This window comes from Tanticharoenia sakaeratensis NBRC 103193, assembly GCF_000963885.1.
In the GTDB taxonomy this organism is placed as follows: Bacteria; Pseudomonadota; Alphaproteobacteria; order Acetobacterales; family Acetobacteraceae; genus Tanticharoenia; species Tanticharoenia sakaeratensis.
Genome location: NZ_BALE01000005.1, coordinates 1 through 18,470, shown reverse-complemented (window position 1 = coordinate 18,470; position 18,470 = coordinate 1). Strand labels below are relative to the sequence as shown.

The 18,470-nt window shown below is 65.1% G+C and carries 12 protein-coding genes and 1 riboswitch; of the genes, 6 read left to right on the top strand and 6 right to left on the bottom strand.

Annotated elements, in window-relative coordinates; translation table 11 throughout:
* Positions 1-9: 9 nt before the first annotated feature.
* From B8446_RS02085 to B8446_RS02070, 5 genes are all read right to left on the bottom strand, one after another.
* Positions 10-768, bottom strand: a complete 759-nt coding sequence (locus tag B8446_RS02085) for an ABC transporter ATP-binding protein (RefSeq protein WP_048846731.1) — start codon at positions 766-768, stop codon at positions 10-12.
* Positions 765-1,772: a FecCD family ABC transporter permease gene (locus B8446_RS02080; protein WP_048846728.1), complete on the bottom strand. Its 1,008-nt coding sequence runs from the start codon at positions 1,770-1,772 to the stop codon at positions 765-767. The genes B8446_RS02085 and B8446_RS02080 overlap by 4 nt, the downstream gene beginning before the upstream one ends.
* Before the next feature lie 82 nt (positions 1,773-1,854).
* Positions 1,855-2,679 carry an ABC transporter substrate-binding protein gene (locus tag B8446_RS02075; protein WP_158507508.1) on the bottom strand — a complete coding sequence of 275 codons (825 nt, stop codon included), beginning with the start codon at positions 2,677-2,679 and terminating at the stop codon, positions 1,855-1,857.
* Entirely contained in the window at positions 2,676-3,140 is a 465-nt protein-coding gene (locus B8446_RS16195; protein ID WP_048846724.1) for a hypothetical protein, read from the bottom strand. The genes B8446_RS02075 and B8446_RS16195 overlap by 4 nt, the downstream gene beginning before the upstream one ends.
* 192 nt (positions 3,141-3,332) lie before the next feature.
* A complete protein-coding gene (locus tag B8446_RS02070) occupies positions 3,333-5,375 on the bottom strand; it encodes a TonB-dependent receptor plug domain-containing protein (protein ID WP_084711993.1) in 2,043 nt (680 codons plus the stop codon).
* Positions 5,376-5,468: 93 nt separating this feature from the next.
* Positions 5,469-5,708: riboswitch (cobalamin riboswitch) on the bottom strand.
* Positions 5,709-5,886: 178 nt separating this feature from the next.
* Between B8446_RS02070 and B8446_RS02065 the strand changes: the two genes are divergently transcribed.
* Positions 5,887-6,651, top strand: coding sequence for a sulfotransferase family 2 domain-containing protein (locus B8446_RS02065; protein ID WP_148505803.1), 765 nt, complete (start codon positions 5,887-5,889; stop codon positions 6,649-6,651).
* A 251-nt stretch (positions 6,652-6,902) separates the two neighbouring features.
* Positions 6,903-9,452: a TonB-dependent receptor gene (locus tag B8446_RS02060; RefSeq protein ID WP_048846799.1), complete on the top strand. Its 2,550-nt coding sequence runs from the start codon at positions 6,903-6,905 to the stop codon at positions 9,450-9,452.
* Between the two features lie 4 nt (positions 9,453-9,456).
* Here the strand turns inward: B8446_RS02060 and B8446_RS02055 are convergent, their stop codons facing one another.
* On the bottom strand, positions 9,457-9,699 hold the full coding sequence (locus tag B8446_RS02055; RefSeq protein WP_048846722.1) for a hypothetical protein: 243 nt from the start codon (positions 9,697-9,699) through the stop codon (positions 9,457-9,459).
* 65 nt (positions 9,700-9,764) lie between these two features.
* Between B8446_RS02055 and B8446_RS02050 the strand changes: the two genes are divergently transcribed.
* The 4 genes from B8446_RS02050 to B8446_RS02035 all read left to right on the top strand — a co-directional run bounded on the left by B8446_RS02050 (position 9,765) and on the right by B8446_RS02035 (position 18,429).
* Positions 9,765-11,060 (top strand): metallophosphoesterase family protein, encoded by a 1,296-nt coding sequence (locus B8446_RS02050; RefSeq protein ID WP_241767590.1) that lies wholly within the window; start codon positions 9,765-9,767, stop codon positions 11,058-11,060.
* Positions 11,060-14,533: a YhaN family protein gene (locus tag B8446_RS02045; protein ID WP_048846720.1), complete on the top strand. Its 3,474-nt coding sequence runs from the start codon at positions 11,060-11,062 to the stop codon at positions 14,531-14,533. Before B8446_RS02050 ends, B8446_RS02045 begins: the two co-directional genes overlap by 1 nt.
* A gap of 68 nt (positions 14,534-14,601) precedes the next feature.
* Positions 14,602-15,804, top strand: coding sequence for a retropepsin-like aspartic protease (locus B8446_RS02040; RefSeq protein WP_048846719.1), 1,203 nt, complete (start codon positions 14,602-14,604; stop codon positions 15,802-15,804).
* A 237-nt stretch (positions 15,805-16,041) separates the two neighbouring features.
* Positions 16,042-18,429 (top strand): TonB-dependent receptor, encoded by a 2,388-nt coding sequence (locus B8446_RS02035; RefSeq protein ID WP_048846716.1) that lies wholly within the window; start codon positions 16,042-16,044, stop codon positions 18,427-18,429.
* Positions 18,430-18,470: the final 41 nt, after the last annotated feature.

Genomic DNA, 18,470 nt, shown 5'->3' with positions numbered 1-18,470 from the left:
CCTGCCAGCCTAGGACACGCGCGACCATGGCACCACACTCTCCCCCACACGCCGCGCTGTAATCCCATAGACATCGTGCAGCGCGGCATCGGTCAGCACGGCGGAAGGCGCCCCTGATGCGACCAGTCTGCCGTCGTGCAACAGGGACAGATGCGTGCAGAAGCGCGGCGCCAGTGCAAGATCGTGCATTACGATCACGACCGCCATGCCTGCATCCGCGAGGTCGCGCAGCAACGCCATGACGCCGAGCGCCTGCGCCGGATCGAGTGCCGCGGCAGGCTCGTCGGCCAGCAGGATCGGCGCTTCCACCGCCAGCGCCCGGGCCAGCGCCACGCGCGCGCGCTCGCCGCCCGAAAGGAGGCCCGCCATGCGATGGGCGAACGGTTCGACGCCGGTGCGCGCCATCGCCCGTTCGATCGCGCGGGCATCCTCGCGATGCGTGCCCCGGCTGCGATGGGGCAGGCGTCCGAGCGCCACGATGTCGGCAACCGCCATGCCAGGCGCCAGTTCCGGCGACTGCGGCAGGTAGGCGATGGCACGACCGCGCGCGTCACCCGGCAGGGACGAAAGCGGCCGCGCGTCAAGCAGGACCTGTCCCGCTGATGGCGCCAGCAGACCCGCAAGCACCCTCAGAAGGGTCGTCTTGCCCGCGCCGTTCGGCCCGATCAGGCCCAGCAGCATGCCCGGGGCAACATCGAGCGTAACCTGCTCCAGCAGTGCACGTGTGCCGGACCGGACGCCGATATCGATCCCCCGCAGCATCGTCATAGGGCCGAGCGACGCAGACGCAGGACCTGCCACAGGAAAACCGGTGCTCCCACAAGCGCCGTCACGACCCCGATCTGCACCGTGGCTCCGCCGATCAGACGCGTGAGCCAGTCGGCGATCAGAAGCAGAAGGGCTCCGCCGAAAAATGACGGGACGAGCAGGCGCGACGGCACGTTGCCGGTCTGTGCCCGTAACAGATGCGGCACCATGAGCCCCACGAAACCGATCGTCCCCGTCACGGCGACGGCACTGCCGACGCTCAGCGCCACGCCAAGCACGATACGCGTCTGGGTTCCGAACGGACCGGACCGGACCGCGCCCATGCTGGTCGCGACCTCATCACCCAGCGTCAGCGCGTCAAGTGCCGGGCCACTCGCGAACAGAAGCGCAAGCCCCAGAGCAATTCCAGGGGCTGCGATCGCCACATCATGCAACGTCCGATCCGTCAGCGATCCCATCAGCCAGTGCATCACCTCATAGGCAGCATAAGGACTCGGCACGAGATTGAGTGTGAGCGCCAGAAGACTGGCGAACAGGCTGCTCAGCGCGGCACCGGCGAGAACCAGCAACCCCGGTCCTGCCCGCACGCCGCTCAGGGCCAGCAGCGATGCGGTCGCACCCAGCGCGCCCAGCAGCCCTGCCCCCGGCATGGCGAGCGGCACGCGGGCGGAAAGCCCCGTGTAATACACCAGCACCGCCCCCAACGCGCCGCCGCCGGAAATGCCCAGAACACCCGAATCGGCCAGCGGATTGCGGAAATAGGCCTGCAGGACAGCACCCGAGACACCGAGCGTCCCGCCGACGAAAACCGCGAGCAGAAGCCGCGGCAGCCGCAGCTCGCCCAGAATGATCGCACCCGCGCTGCGTCGTCCCGCCCAGAGATCGGCGACGGCCTGTCCGACATGCAGCGACACGTCGCCATGGGCGAGCGCTGCACCGCCGCACAGGACAACCGCCAATACGAGCCACGGTGTCGGCCCGGACAGAATGCCGCGCGTCCTCATTCGCCGCCCTGTCGCCCGCGCGCAGCCCGTACCATTCCACGCGTGGGCACGCTCGTCTGCGATGTGCACATCAGCGCGTCCATCACGAATGGCCTCGCGGCAACGCCTTGCGGGCCTGTTCGAGCAGCGCCACGGCATCGAGACTCTGCGGCAGCGCGCACAGCAGGAGATTGCCGGGAACGATCGCCATCCGGTCCCTGCCGAACCGCGCACGCAAGGCCGGATGGTCCGCGATGGCCTCCGCAAGCGACGGCGCGGCGGGAGAGGCATCGCGTATCAGCAGGTCCGGGGGCTCGGCGACCAGCCGTTCCAGCGACAGGCGCGCACCCGACCCCGCATCGCGAAAACCCGAGATCTGCATGACGGAATCCGCAAGCGTCCCGGGCCCTGCGCTATAGGCGTTCGCATCCAGCATCACGGCCCGTGGCGCCTCGTTCGTCACCGGCATCGCAAGTGCCCGCAAACGCGACCGGAAGGCTGCGATCAGCGAAGCGCCGCGTGCATCCTGCCCCAGGGCGTGGGCCACCGTCGTTATCTGTCGCGGCACATCGTCCAGGGTCGTAGCCGGTGCCACTGCAAGTGTCGCGATGCCGGCCGTCCCGGCGACGGCGCGCGCGCGGTCGGCACCAAATGTGCCCGACACCACGAGGTCGGGCCGCGCACCCAGCAGGCGCTCGCCGTTGGCGGGAACGACCGGCAGTCCCTGCGCTGACAGGCACAGGACCGACAGCGTACAGTCGGCGGCAAGCGGACTCAGGCCGGCGATGTCGCTGCGATCCGCCAGCATCAGGACGAGTTCGTCGGTGCAGAGATTAAGCGAGACCACGCGATGTGGCCGCGCATCCGCGCCGGAGACAACCAGCAGGCCGCACAGCGCCGCGACAAGAGAACGCGTTGTCCGGATCACCGGTTGAAAGAGGCCAGGCATCGATCCCGGGCGGGTGCGAGCGCAGGATCGCGTATGTCCGACAATGCCTTGAGGACTGCGCCGCGGAATGCCAGATCCACGTCCGGGGGCGGTTCGATCAGCCGGTCCGTGCAGATATCCGGCAGGCGTGATGTTGCGCCATAGGTCTGTAGGACGGTCTGGGGATTGCGGGCCAACGCCTGGGACAACGCGGTCAGCAGCGCCTCGGTCGTGCCGGCATCGGTCCCCGGAAACAACGCGGCGGAGACGGCGATCCAGTCCGCATTGCCGCTCGCCACCGGATCGAGCAGATCGTCGAGCCATCCGTGCCGGTCGAAATTCGCAATCTCGGCCGATGCGCCGTGAGCGCGGATATCCGCCATGACCTGCCGCGCCGTCTGGCCGTGCGCCGCATTTCCGCACGCAAGAAACGCTGCTGCCGCGATGGCCAAGGCTTTCATGTGGAGTCTCTCCCTGTCGTGCGCTGTACGCCGCGCACCGCAACGGTAGCGCTCATGCCCCCGACCCGAAAGCCACAAGGCATGGGCCGACAGTCGGATCGGAGTTTCCGAGGGCTGTTCTGCGCACCGCAATCCGCATTCCGGCACTGCTGTACGTCCCGGGGATGCGGTTGCCATGACAGGCGGTCGCGCTCAGAACTTCGCGCTGATCCCGCCATAGACGGCACGCCCGGGTTGCAGATAGCCGACCGGGTTCTGGTAACGCCGGTCGCCGAGGTTCTCGCCGCGCACGAACGCGGTCCAGTGCCGGTCGATGCGGTACTGCCCCGCGAGGTCGAACACCACGTAGTCGTGGGCGATCGCGTTCGTGCCGGCATAGCGGTCGACGTCATGCCAGCCGCTGACATAGAGCAGGTCGGGCGTGATCGACAGCGGCCGCCACGGCGTCGTCCAGGTGGCGCTGGCCGACACCTTGTCGCGCGGACGGCGCGTCAGCTGCTGCCCTGTGTCCTCGTTCTTCGCGACCGTCCAAGTGTAGCTGATGTCGGCGCGCAGGGTGTCGGCCAGCTTGTAGTCCGCTGCCACTTCCACGCCGTAGGTCCGTGCGTGGGCGACGTTGCCATAGGTGTAGTCATAACCCGACAGCACGGTCTGGATCAGGTTGTGCACCCGGTTGTCGTACCACGTCGCGCTGAGCTGCAGGCGATCATGCAGCAGCGACTGCGCGATGCCCGCGTCATATCCGATCAGGCGTTCGGCCTTCAGGTTCGGATTGGCGAGGAAGTAATACGCCGGGTAGCTGACGAAAAGCTGGTTGAGGGACGGCCCGTGAAAGCCGGTGCCCGCACTGGCCTTGAACGTCGTGCCGGTCTGCGGAATCCGGATCGCCGGCGCCACGCGCCACGTCACGTACTGCCCGTAGCGGGAATTGCTGTCGAAGCGGATATTGCCCGATCCGAACAGGATGTCGCGCCAGTGCAGCGCGAGCTGGCCGAAGCCCGCATTTGTATCGGTATGTGCCGTGACCGGGCTGTCCACGATCCGCTCGCGGATATGCTCGGCGCCGACGAGTGCCGTGCCGTAGTCCCCGAGACGCAGGACGCCGTGCCAGTCCGCCTTCAGGCGATCGCCGCGATTGAAGGACGGATTGTCGGCACCCGGCGCCTCGCTCTCCCCGGCCGTGAAATCGCGCCTGCGATAGACGACGTATCCGAGGCCCGCCGTCTGGTCGAACAGACCATCGAACATGCGCCAGTGGGCCGTGCCGCGGACGATGGCCTGGTTCAGGTCCGACACGTTGCGCTGGGCCGTCGGGACCGGCGGATAGACGTCGTAATTGTCGCTTTCATAATCGTAGGCCGCCTGCGTCAGATGCGCGGCAAGCCCGAGATCGATGTCGCGCGTCACGTCGTACCCGAGACGGACGGATGCCGTACGATTGTCGTCGCGGTTGCGCGCGACCTTGGTGCCGGGCGGAATAAGGCCCTGCGGCGTCGTCTGCAACGACCCGACATGCATGTGCGACAGGTCCACGAGATAGTGGAAACGTCCTGCGCTCCCGGCGATGCCGCCGCTCTGGTTCGCCGTCGAGAAGCTGCCGCCTTCAGCCGTTGCCCAGCCATGCAGCGGCCCTTCGCCCTGCTTCGTCGTCAGGTCGATGACGCCGCCCATCGCGTCCGCGCCGTATAGCCCGCTCTGCGGGCCGCGCAGGACTTCGACGCGGGCCAGTCCCTCGGTCAGGAACTGCCCGGGATCGAAAGCCGCCGTCGGGTTGGACGGGTCGTTGATTTCCATGCCGTCGAGCCGGACCTTGACCTCATTCGCATTCGTGCCGCGCATGAAGATCGAGCTGGTGCCGCCCGGGCCGCCGGTCCGCACGAGGTTCAGGCCTGGCTGCTGCGCGAGAAGCGTCGGCAGGTCGCGCTTCTGCAGCCGCGCGATGTCGTCGGCGGTCACGACGGTCACGCTGTCGCCGACCTCGTCGATGCGCGCGGGCAGGCGCTGGGCCGTGACCGTCACGGTCTCGGGCAGGCTCTGCGGAGCGACGGTCCGGGGAGCGGTGGTGTGCGGGGCAACAGTCTGGGCCGGCAGCCTGCCTGCGACGGCTGGGGATGATTTCGTGTCGGCCGGCCTGGCGGATGGACCTTGCGCCGGCGACGTTGCCGCATGGGCACGCGGCAGGCCGGCACAGATTGTAGAAACGAGGAGGACGAGGCGGACGCGGCTCGCGCGCATGACGGGTGCGACTTTCCAAAATCGATGTCGGCACAGGCTTGCGGGACGCATGCTGCATCCACGCGCCAGGACACCCCGCCCGACGCGTTCTCCATGACGACTGAACCGACGGCAGGTCTCCTGGCTCGCGCTCCATGGATGCCCGCACACGACCTTCCCGATGCCGGCAAACGGCTTCAGTGGCGCAGGGCCCGGACCCCTGCCGATGCGCGGACGGACCGCCTACAGTTGCGGGGGCAGCCACGGCGTGAAAGGCAGTCGCCTCCGAACCGTGTTCCCTCTTGCCTCCTCGCGGGCCGAAGCCCGAAAGGAACCGTCGGGGGTCATGTCACGGCCCGAACGATATCTGTCAATGGTGCGCGTGACTGCGACCGACCCTGCCGTATTACAAACCGTGTGTGCCTCGCTGTTACAAAGCGCACGATTCCTTACCCGCAAGGGTTTGACCCCTCCCCTGCCGCGTTCGCACTTTGGCGCCCGACGGCGCGTCCGCCGGGGAGGGAAAATCGTTTTGACCAGATCGCTTGTGACGCCGTTCGGTTCGCTCGATCGTGCGGAGGATGGCAGCCCGTCCCGTCGCGCCTTTCCGAACCCGCCGGCGTTGCTGCGCGCGGCGTTCGGCGTGACACTTCACGGCGACGTCTATGAGCGCGCAAGCGACCTTCGCCTGAAATTCCCCCTCGGCCCGAAGCGACGGACGCGCCTTGCGGACATCCGCAAGCGGGGCGTGCTGTTCATCCACGTGCCGAAGAATGCCGGCACGTCCATCTCGTCCATCCTGTATGGCCGCAGCATGCGCCATGAGACGATCCGGTATTATCGGCATGCCGATCGCCGGCTGGACATGCCGTCATTCGCGATCTGGCGCGAGCCGGTGGAGCGCTTCTGTTCGGCCTTCGATTTCGTCCGCAACGGTGGCGGACGCAACGTCCGCCTGGACCCGACCTTCGCCCGCCGCTACGCCGGGTTCCAGACGGTCGACGATGCGCTCGACCACCTCGAGCAGGTCAGCTCCCCCTATCGGATGGACTACGTCTTCCGGCCCCAATCGTGGTTCGTATGCGACAGCGATGGCCGCCTTGCGGTCGATATGCTGTTTTCGCTGCGTGATGTTGCAGCGTTACCACAGCGTATCGAAGCCCTTCGGGACCATGCGATCCCGCATCTGAACACCACGGCACGCAGTGCCCAGACCATCACGACGGCACAGCGCCGACGCATCGAGCGCCTGTATGGCGCTGATGAAGATCTGCGCGCCCGTCTCGAAAAATTCTGACACTCCCGCACGCCGGGACATAAAACTTTCATAAAGCCGCCGGCAACCGCGCACGGGTCCCGACCCCGCCGGTTCATGGCGGTTTTCTGCGTTTTTGAGCTGTTCCGATATCGTTTGTAAAATTTGCACAAACGGTCAGATTGCGGCAGAGGGCACTTGTCCCCAAATCGGAACGGTATCGCGCCCCGGGTTTACCTCTGAGTGTGCATGCGATGCCGGCCGTCAGCCGCTCAACGGAGCTTGCCGCGCCTATGACGACCTTCGTACCCCGTCGCCTGAGTGCAGCCCTTCTTGCATCCACAGGCCTGAGCCTGTTTGCAGGTGCAGCCCACGCACAGACTATAACGAACACGGCGACGCCTGCGTCGCATCCCGCCGCACATCGCAGTGCGTCCCATGCCGATACGCAACGCGCACAGGCGCCGTCGATGCTGGGTGCGACGGCGCCGACCGACGTCAGGGAAGAGCAGATCCACGTCACCGGACGTCGGACCACGTATGACGGCGTGACGCGTACTGCCGTCGGCGGTGGCCTGATGGTCAAGCAGGACGCGCCGAAGTCGGTCTCGACCGTGACGCGCGACTTCATTGCCAAGCAGGCGCCGGGCACCAACCCGATGAACCTGATCGCGCTCCTGCCGGGCGTGAACTCCTCAAGCTCCGATGCGCTGGGTCTTTCGGGCGGCAACATGAGCATGCGCGGCCTGCAGCAGACCCAGATCGGCTATACGCTCGAAGGCTTCCCGCTCAACGACATCGGAAGTTACGCGATATACCAACAGGAAATCGCGGATTCCGAGAACCTGACGCGCATCAACGTGGCGCAGGGTTCTGCCGATCTCGACAGCCCGCATATCTCGGCGACCGGCGGCGTCGTCGACATGTACATGATCGACCCGAAGACGAAGCCCGGCGGCCTTGTGGACTTCAGCTACGGCAACCGCAACACGGTGCGCGGCTTCCTGCGGCTGGACTCGGGCTATATCGGCAAATCCAACGTTCGCGCCTACGCGTCGTTCTCGGATGCAAACGAAGATCCGTATCGCGGGGCGGGCCAGCTGAAAAAGCTTCATGGCGAGACGAAGATCGTCAACGAATGGGGCCAGGGCAATCGCATATCGCTCGCGATCATCGGGAATCAGCTGGATAGCCAACTCACCCCGAGCACAAATCTCCAGTCATGGGAGAAATATGGCTACGGCGTGACCGGGAAGGTCATTACCAGCCAGGCATTCGGCAACAAGACGCAGGTCGGCGCCCTCAATGGCAGCACGACGAACACGATCTATAATACTGTTTATACCGGAAACACCGCAGCGAATTCGAATTACTACCGCCTTCATACCAATCCGTTCGTCAACATCTATTCGAGTGCACCGTCGACCTTCACCCTGACCGACCATCTCGTCTTCACGACGACGCCGTATTTCTGGTACGGCAACGGTAATGGCGGCGGCGCCTATGCCGAGACACTCACAAAGTTCCAGTATGGTGCCCACACCCTGCCTGCCACGCTGAATGGACAGACGAGCAGCAAGAGCCAGCTCATCTACAACCCGTCCAACACGACGACCTACCGTCCGGGCGATATTTCGAAATTCGTCCTGACGACCGGAATCAACCGTCTCGAACTCGGCTTCTGGTTCGAATATTCGAAGCAGATTCAGACCGGCCCCTACAGCGGCATTTCGTCCGACGGTTCACCGCTCGACCAGTGGGGCGGCGGTCCGCAGGTCGTGCTGAGCAACGGGCAGACGGCGCAGTATCGCGATGCCCTGACCCAGACCTACATCCGCGTTCCGTTCATTGCTGACAGCATTTCGCTGTTCAACAACAAGCTGACGATCGATGGCGGCCTGAAATTCGTCAACGCGGCGCGCTACGGGCATAATTTCCTGCCCGACACATCAACGGGCCCTTACATCAATCACACCTGGAACATCCCGCTGCCGACGGCTGCGATCCGTTACCAGATCGATTCCAGAAACCAGATCTTCGCCTCGGGCGCGACCAATATGCGCATCCCGACGAACTATTCACTGTATGATGCCGGCAGTTACTATTCTGGAAGCGGCTACTCGACGCACGGCAATGCAAACCAGAAGGCCGAGATCTCGATTTCGGTCGAAGCCGGTTATCGTTACACGGGCTCGACCCTCATGGGCTCGGTCACCTATTTCCATTACAACTTCACCAACCGCCTGTTCACGCAGACGATTGTCGACAGCAGCGGCAACTATTATACCAGCAACCTCAATGGCGGCGGGTCGGTCACGGACGGCGTGGACGTCGAACTCGGCACGCGTCCGATCCTCTATCATATCCGCCCCTACATCTCGGCCGAGTATCTGAGCTCCCACCTGAGCAACAACCTGCCGGGCGGCGCGAACGCCACTGTCGACTATCTGCCGACAGCCGGAAAATTCGCGCCCCAGACGCCGAAATACATGATCTCGGCCAACCTGGACTATGACGACGGCAGCGTATTCATCGACTGGAACCTGCGCCATGTCGGCAAGCAGTACTCCACGTTCATGGACGACCAGTCGATCCCGGAATACACGACCATGAACCTGACGGCGGGCTACCGCTTCAAGGATTACTGGATGCTGAAGTCGCCGTTCGTGTCGGTCAACTTCTACAACCTGACCGACAACAAGTATCTGGGCTTCAATACCGGCGTTCAGACCAATGCCCGCAACACACGCGGCATTTTCGGCAACGTCGTCCAGGGTGCGGCGCCCACCTATCAGATCGCAGCGCCGTTCTCGGTCATCGGCACGGTCTCGACCGGGTTCTGACCTCTCAGGGCGCGCCGGCTCCCGGCGCGCCCATTCCGGGGGCCCCGCTGCCTCCGGGGCTGGCGTTCTGCGGGACGTCCGCATTACCGGCGGGGGCATGCGGCGCACCGCTCGCCGCAGGAGAGCTCGGCGGCACGCTCGCACTCTGGCATCCGGCAAGACCGGCCACCGCAATCACGAGGGCAATCCGGCCCGCCATTCGAACGCCGCGGGCCCGCGCGATGGTGTCGTCGTCATTTTGTTTCATGATGGCGATAATGCGCAGGCGGCTGGATCGTTCCGTTTTGCGTTCGTCATCCCTTCAGGCGCGGCTTGACGCCCGAAGCCGTGGGACGCAGCCTGCGCCGCGTCATGACGTCCTTTTCCTTCCTCCATGCGGCCGATCTGCATCTCGACAGCCCGTTACGCGGGCTGAGCCGCTATCCCGGCCTGCCGGTCGATACCATCCGTCAGGCAACGCGCTCCGCCCTCGATACCCTTGTCACGACAGCCATCGAGCGCGGCGTTGATTTCGTGATCCTGGCCGGCGATCTGTATGACGGCGAGTGGCAGGATGCCGGGACCGGCCTGCATATGGCGTCTGCCCTGGGACGTCTGGCCGCAGCAGGCATCCCTGTCTTTCTTGCGCGCGGCAATCACGATGCGGCATCGATACTGATGCGCGACCTGACGCTGCCGCCGATGGTCCACCGATTTGCCGAAGCCCGGGCCGAGACGGTCCGCCTCGACGACATCGGGGTCGCACTTCACGGTCGCGGCTTCGCGAAGCGCCACATCGCCGAGGACATGACGCCGGGCTATCCCGAGCCCGTCTCCGGCTATTTCAATATCGGCGTGCTGCACACGTCACTTGCCGGATACGAGGGTCACGAACCCTACGCTCCGACAACGCCGGAGCGCCTGATCGCCAAGGGCTATGACTACTGGGCGCTCGGCCATGTGCACGAGCGTCAGGTCGTCTCGATGGCGCCTCCGATCGTGTTCCCGGGTGTGCTGCAGGGCCGTCACATCCGCGAGACCGGCCCCAAGGGCGCGACACTCGTCCGTGTGACGGATGGCCGCCCTGCCCTCGAACACATCGCCTGCGACTGCGTCCGCTGGGCGCGCATCGAGGTTGATTGCACCGGCATCGAGACAGACGACGCCTTGCACGCGGCCATCCGCACAACGCTTGAGGATGCGGCGTGTCGTCTGGCCGACGGACGGCTGCTCGTGGCGCGTCTGGCCCTCGACGGCGAGACCGCGCTGCACGCCCGGCTCGGCGCGGATTTCCTCTCCTTGCGTGACGCCACGCGCGAGATTGCCGCGATGACGTCCAGTCCCGTTGCGATCGAGAAGATCACCGTGGCGACCCGGCCGCCGGCGCGTGCGGAGACAGACGGGCCAGATGCGGACCTCCTCGACGACGTGCTGGACGGGGCCCTTGCCGACCCGGCCCTGCTGGAACTTCTGGCAGAGGATTTGGGCGCCTTCACGCAGCTCGTGCCGCAGGCCGCCGATCCGATGGATACATCGAGCCCGCTCGTTCATGCCCGCGCGGGCGACTGGAACGCCATTCTCGCGCGCGCGGCCGATGCGCTCAGGGCCCGGTTGGGCGATCCCGCCTGATGCGTTTTCAAAAGCTCGACCTGATCCGATACGGCGGCTTTGCCGACCGCACGCTCGATTTCGGCGCGGGCGCGCCTGATCTGCACATCATCGTGGGCGAAAACGAGGCTGGCAAGTCAACGACGATGGCGGCCGTCGCGGACTTCCTGTTCGGCTTCCCGCACCGGAAAAGCCACGACTGGCGCTTCGATGCCAACCTTCTTCGTGTAGGTGCCACGCTCACTCACGGCGAGCAGCGCATCGACGCCATCCGTCGCCGTGGCCGCCAGCAGACGCTCGTCACTCCTGATGACACGCCGGTGGATCCGGCCCTGATCGATGCATGGCTGGGCGGTCTGGATCAGGACGCATTCCTGCGCGCCTGGAGCCTCGATCATCAGCGGCTTCGCGAAGGCGGCGCGGCGATGCTGTCCCTGCAGGATGATCTTGGCCAGCAGCTTCTGGCCGCGGCCAGCGGTGTGACGGCCCTGCGCACGATCCGTGATGCCATCGATCAGGAAGCAGCGGCCATTCATTCGCCCCGCCGTGGTGGCGCACGAACATTCTCGCGCGCGAAAGAAGCGTTCACGATGGCCCAGGCGCAATTGCGCACCGACATCGTAACCCCGCGCGCATGGATCGAAGCCGATACACTGACCAGGCAGCTCGAAGCGGAGCTGTCGGCATTGCAGGCCCGGAGCGCGCAGCTTGCCGCCGAGCGGGCACGACTGGAACGGTTGCAGCGTCTGGCGGGACCCATCGCCGCCTATCGCGCATTCGAAGCGACCTTCGATTTCCAGACACTGCCTGCGCTGTCGGCCTCCGACACGGCCCTCTTTCTCGCAACGCAGGCCCGTGCACGGGAAGCCGGGCAAGCCCGCGATGCGGCTCTTCGCGAACGCGCGGCGCTCGCCGAGCAGGAGGCGGCCCTTCCCCGCGATCCCGCCATTCTGGACCATGTCGAGGCCATCGACGACCTGCGGGGATCGCGGAGCGAAATTCGCGGACTCCGCGCACGACAGCCGGACCTCGAACAGGCCACGCGCACGACGGACGCAAGGTGTCGCGTCCTGCTCGCAGCGCTGTATCCCAGGGCTGCGGACGAAGCGCCCGAGACGCTTGCCCTGCATCTTCCCGATCCTGCAGCGCGTGAGGCGCTGCGCCGTCGCGCGCAAAAGCTGCACGCAGCCTGGACGCGCTATGACACGGCCCGGGCCGCCGCGGACAACGCGCGTCGCCGCGCGTCCGAAAGCGCTCTGCCGCGCAGGGTCGATGGCCCCGGCATGGCGCTGGACGAACTGCGCGCGGCTGTTCGCCGTGCGCGAAATGCCGGCGACCCGGACAGCGAATATACGGCCTGCCAGACGCAGCTGGCCGACGCACGCCGGATCGCCGAGGATCGGCTGTTTACCCTTGCACCGCGCAGCACGTGGACCGCGGATGCACTGCGCCGCGCCGTCCTGCCACCCGACACAGCCATCCTTGCCGAAAACCGGGCGCAGTCGGCATTGCAGGACACGATCGGCGACGCAAAGCGGACGCTGGAACAGGCCGAGGCAGCGGCAGCCCAGCACGCGTTGACCTGCACCCAGATCATGCGCGACGCCGCCGTCGTCAGCCTGGCCGATCTGGACGCCGGCCGCGCCCGCCGCATGGAACTCTGGACCGCGATTGCCGCGGATCTGGCACGGCGGGACATCCCGGACGACATACGCCTCAATGCGTTCCATGAGGCGATGATGGCAGCCGACGCCCTTGCGGACCGACGGTTCGAAACTGCCAGCGCCGCCGCGCGCCTCACGGCAGCAGAACAGGCGCACGAGCAGGCGGCGCTGCATGCCAGTCAGGCCCGGACAGCGCTCGAGACCCGCGTTGCCGCATTGCAGGCCCGCAAGACCGCGTGGGCCTCGCGGCTCGCGGATTCCGGACTGCCGCCCTTGTCCCCTGAGGACCTGACCATCTGGAGCGGCGAGCGCGAAAGTGCGCTGGCGGCCATTGCCCAGATCGACGATCTGTCGTCCGTCTTGCGTCAGATCGAGAGCCGCAGGGACAGCGCCATCGCCTGGCTGATGCCTTTCCATGCTCGTCCGCCGGGCGATGGCGCTCTCGCGGCATGGCTTGCGGCGACGGACGAGCTCGTCTCACGGGCGGAGGCACGCTCCGATGCGGCCCTGCGCGCGGAAGCCGCAGCCCGCACGGCGACCCGCCATGCCGAGGAGACACAGACCGAGGCCGAAGCGGCGCGGGCCGACGTCGTCCATGCGCAGGAAGAATGGCACGCTCTTCTCCAGACGCTCGCGATCGGCGAGGCCGGGCCGGAGCGGGATGATCCGGCGGCGTCGGATGCACGAACTGTCTGGCTGGAGCGCATCGATGCGGCCTGCACGGCGGCGGCCGAGCGCGCGGCGGCTATCTCGGCACATGCTCTGGCGGCCAGAACGATTGCTGCGTTCGAGGATCGGCTGCGCGGCACGTGGAACGCCGTGGAGACGGTGCCGCTGCCGGAGCCGGAGACAGCACTGGATGCTTTGCTGTCCCGCATGGAGCGCGCCCGCGCCACGGCTGCACGGACGGATGAGCTTGCTGCGCGCCTTCGCACCCTGACCGAGGCAATCGGCGATGCGGGCCGCCTTCTCGAGGAAACGCAGGCCGAAACGGCGCCGCTGCTGGCCCGTGTGCAGCCTGAAGATCTGGCGGAGGCCGTGGAACGGGCCGATGCGTGGCGCAGGGCGCAGGCCGAGCGGGAAATGCTGTTGCGCGACATCGTGGCTGGCGGCGATGGTCTGGATCCGACCGCACTTCTGGCGGAAGCCGAGACGTCCGATCCTGCGGCGGTGGCCGCCGCCAAACAGGCCGTCCTAGACGAGACGACGACGCTCGAGGGTCAGATTGCGGCCACGGCCGGCCGGTTGGGCCAGGCCCGCGAGTCACAGGCCGTGCTGCGCCGCCGCGCGGAACAGGACATGCCCGGCGTCATGGCGAGCGACCGGCTGGAAGATGCGCGCGCTGACATCGTGGCGCAGGCGGAGGCTTACCTGCTCGTTCGCGCGCAAGGGCTGATCCTGCGCCATGCGGTCGAACGACGCAGACGAGAGGCCCAGTCACCGCTACTGGCACGCGCAGGTGCGCTGTTCTCGCGCCTGACACTTGGCCGCTACGCGACGCTTCATATCGCCCATGACACCGACAAGCCGCTCCTGTTCGCCGCGAGGCCGGACGAGACGCTGGTGCCGGTCGGCGCGCTCAGTCAGGGAACGCTCGATCAGCTTTTTCTGGCCCTGCGCCTGTCGGCGCTGGAACAGTCACTCGACCGTGGCCAGCACCTGCCCTTCCTGGCCGATGACCTGTTCGTCAATTTCGACGACGCTCGCGCAGGTGCCGGGCTTGCGATCCTGGGCGAGTTCGCGCAGCGCACGCAGGTCCTGTTCTTCACGCATCATCCTCATCTGGCCGATCGTGTGCCGACAGGCACCCATATCCATCGGCTCACGTGACGAACTATTTCATTGTGGTCCGGCATCACGTCGCGGAAACTGTTGTCAGGGCAACAGGAGCGCGCTCTGTGTCGGACCAGAATATACCAACGATCGCCGGCGGGTCACGGCCGCGACGGATTCTGACGTTCGGCCTTCTGGCTAGCCTGTGCCTGAGTGCGTGTTCTCCGCCGGGGATCAAACCGATCGTCGCGTCCGGTCATGGTTCGACCACGCAGCTTGCCACGGAGAAAGGTCCGCATCACAACGTGCCGCCCTACGCCTTCGATACGGCGGAAGAAGCGGGTGTTGATCAACACTGTATCGCCCACATCATGGCGGCCAACCTGCTGACGCGTAACGGCAGCCCCGCCATCGAGATGAGCATCAACGACGCGCACGGGGCCGCCTATCTGAGCCCGGCGCAAGGTATTCTGGGCGTGTTCGATTCCCGCGAGATCGAACTGCCGATGCAGGACAGCATCGAGATGGAAACCGTCTCGCAGCACGTCACGACCTATTTCACCAAGGCCGATCACATCCAGATCGCACAAGGGTTTGCGTCGGATGTGGATGCCATCAAGCTCGGATGGGTCGGACGCGATCGTGTCGCCGGTGAAATTCCCGTCGGTATCCTCGGGTTTGATGTCCTGGGCAATTACGATGTCCTGCTCGACATGCCGCGTCAGCGCGTCATGTTTTTTCGCCCGAGCGGCGCGCCCGACTGTCCGCCGCTATCGGCCTGGATGAAGGACGCGTATCAGACGCCGCTGCTGATGGCGGCCAACGGACAGGACGATCTCGCGGCCGTCTTTCTCAACGGGCATCCCGTCGGCATGGAGCTCGAACCCGGATCGGATGTCTCGATCATCCGACGGGCCGACGCGGAAGCCGCGGGCGTCGACAAGGCGGGACTTGGGAACGACGATTCGGTTCGGACCAAGTCCAGTTCGGTCATGCTCGGCGCCCGGCATCGCTTCGCCACGGTCACGATCGGCAACTGGCACGGGCACGATTTCGACGTCAATATCGAGCCCGCGCTGTTCAGCCTGCTCGGCCTCAAGTTCTTCCGTCATCGCAAGGTGCTGATGGCTTTCCCGCAGGGAATGCTGTTTTTCAGCAACGAGCATGCCGATCTTCTGCCGCCCGACACGACGCGCGCGGAGCCCAGCCCGATTTCCTCGCGTCTCGCCATCACGCATGTCAACGAGCCGCCACCGCCGACCGTCGTGACGCCTCCGGCGCCAGCCGCGCCCGCACCTCCTTCTCCGCCTGCGGCCAACCATTCCTGACGAAACGAGGCGCGACGGTCCTGCATCTCCATGAAAGCGGATTCGCCTTGTGAGGCAAAGGACCGCAGATCATGTCGCGGCTTGGACATGCTGCGTAATAATACATAGTGTTGGCCCTATCAGGCAGCTCTTGAATCTTATTTCGCTTCCGTGATTTTTGATCGAAGCCTGCATCGGGATCTGTGCACGCGATCCTCATGTTCGCTTTTCTTCGAACCATATAAATCGGGAGCTCATATGCCGCACGGTATTGTTGGCTGCAGAACCCTGCTGATTGTTTCTTCTTCCCTGTTCAGCCTCTCGCTGGCCATACCGTTCGAACGTGCCCATGCGGCCCCCACGTCACACAAAAGCCGTTCTCATGCCCGGAGTGCGGCCCACGCACCGACGGCGCCCGCACCCGGCTCGACGGCGGCCCCGCACGCCGCCGCACCGCGTCGTCCCGCAAACGTTCAGGCCAAGACTGAAGAAAAGGTCATGGTCACGAGTTCGCGTCAGGCCCGCTTCGGCGGCGGTGGACTCGTGCGGGTCGAGCACGCGCCTCACGCCGTTCAGACGTTCGGCAAACAGTATATCGACACCCTGCCGCCGACAGCGACCGTGCTTGACATCGCCCGCATGTCACCGAGCCTGAACGTGTCGACAGCGGATACGTCGGGCATGCAGGGCGGCAACATCCAGTCGCACGGCCTGACGGACGCCGATATGGGCCTGATGCTCAATGGCGCTCCTGCGACATCCGCCAATTATCTCAACGAGGATGCCGATTCCGAGAACGTGGAGACGGTGACCGTCACGCCGGGATCTTCGGCGATCGACCTACCGGTCACGGCGGCGGCCGGCGGCGTGCTGGACGAAACGACGCGCACCCCGGCCCAGAAGGCGGGCGGCCTTGTCGATTTCGCTTATGGCACCAACAATCTTTCACGCGAGTTCCTGCGCCTAGAGACCGGCAATATCGCGAACAGCGGTGTGCGGAGCTATGTCTCGTTCTCGAACTCGCATGCGCGGTCGTGGCTCGGCACCGGTATCAGCACGCGCAAGCACGTCGATTTCGGCATGCGCAAGGACTGGGCGAACGGGTCCAGCAACAACATCTTCATCTCGTGGAACTATGAAGATTTCCCGATCGACGTGAAGCCCAACGCTTCCCAGTTCTACAGCTACAAGCACACCGGCATCGGCTACAATCGCAACGCCAATTCCGCGTCCGGCAATTACTGGAAGAACAATATCGACCATTGGAACGCGGTGTTCCTGTCCGCGCCGCAGCATTTCGTGCTGACGAAGCAGCTCGCACTCAACATCACCCCCTACTACAATCTCGGACGCGGTTGGGACGGCTCGAACGGTGGCCTTACGACCGGTGGGAAATATTATTATCCTGACGGCATGCAGGCTCCTGCCGGGCAGCAGCTTACGTCGTACTATCAGCAGTACAAGGACGAGAAGACCGGCGTCACCGCCAAGCTTGAGGCCGATCTCGATCCGCACAACCATCTGACGTTCGGCTACTGGTTCGAGCATTACATCACGGTCTTCGGACTGCCGGCGAGCTTCACCAAGCCGAACGGCGCGAACCCGAGCCCCAATGACGCGGATTACATGGCCTTCGTCCGCAACAGCGCAGGGAAGCTGACGCGTTCGACGACGTATATCGATCCGGGCTACAATCTTCACGCACTGTTCCTTCAGGACACCGCACGCTATTTCCATGATCACCTGACGATCACGGCCGGCTTCAAATATGTCATGACGAATTACTGGGACCGTGTGACGACGACCGGCGGGCATTTCGTCTATGGCACCAACACGACGGCGCCGCTGCCCCATCTGTCCGCAAGCTACCGATTTGACGATCGCAACCAGGTCTATGTCAACGCGGAAGGGGATTTCCGGCAGCCGAGCCCGTCAGGCCTGACCATTTCGAACACCGGGCAACTGCCGAAGCCCCAGTATTCCATCAAGGAAGAACTCGGTTATCGCTATTCCGGGCCGCTGCTGATCGCCGATCTCTCGTTCTTCAACATCAACATCACCGACCGCCTGCTGACGACCTATACCTCGACCACGCAGACCGGCACGATCAATGCGGGCAACGAGACCGCACGCGGGTTCGATGCGATGGTGGCAACCCACCCGTGGCATTCGATCAGCCCGTTCGTCGGCTTCGAATATCTGAATGCGACATTCGACAGCAACCTGCCCTACGTGAATTCCTACCTGCCGACAAAGGGCAAGCAGGCGATCGCCTCGCCGCATGTCATCACGAGCGGCGGCCTCAGCTACGATGACGGCCATTTCTTCGGTAATGCGACGCTGAAATATGTCGGCCCGCAATCCGTCACGCTTGTCGGCGACCAGCGGATGCCGGGTTTCATCACGGACGGCATTTCGCTCGGCTACCATTTCAAGCCGCTCGGCTTTGCAAAATCGCCGACGATCCTGCTGAATTTCCGCAATCTCACGGGATCCGTGGTGCGCAGCGGCATCTATGGCGTCGCCACCAACCGGTATGCCGTGACGCTCGTCAATGGACAGGCAGGCCCGGCGGCAGGCACAGGATCGCAGTTCTATGTCGAGCCGCGCTTCAACATGACGGGCACGATCTCGACCTCGTTCTGACGCGGCCCGCGGCGGCCGCGCCGCGCGCCCGGGCGGCGCAA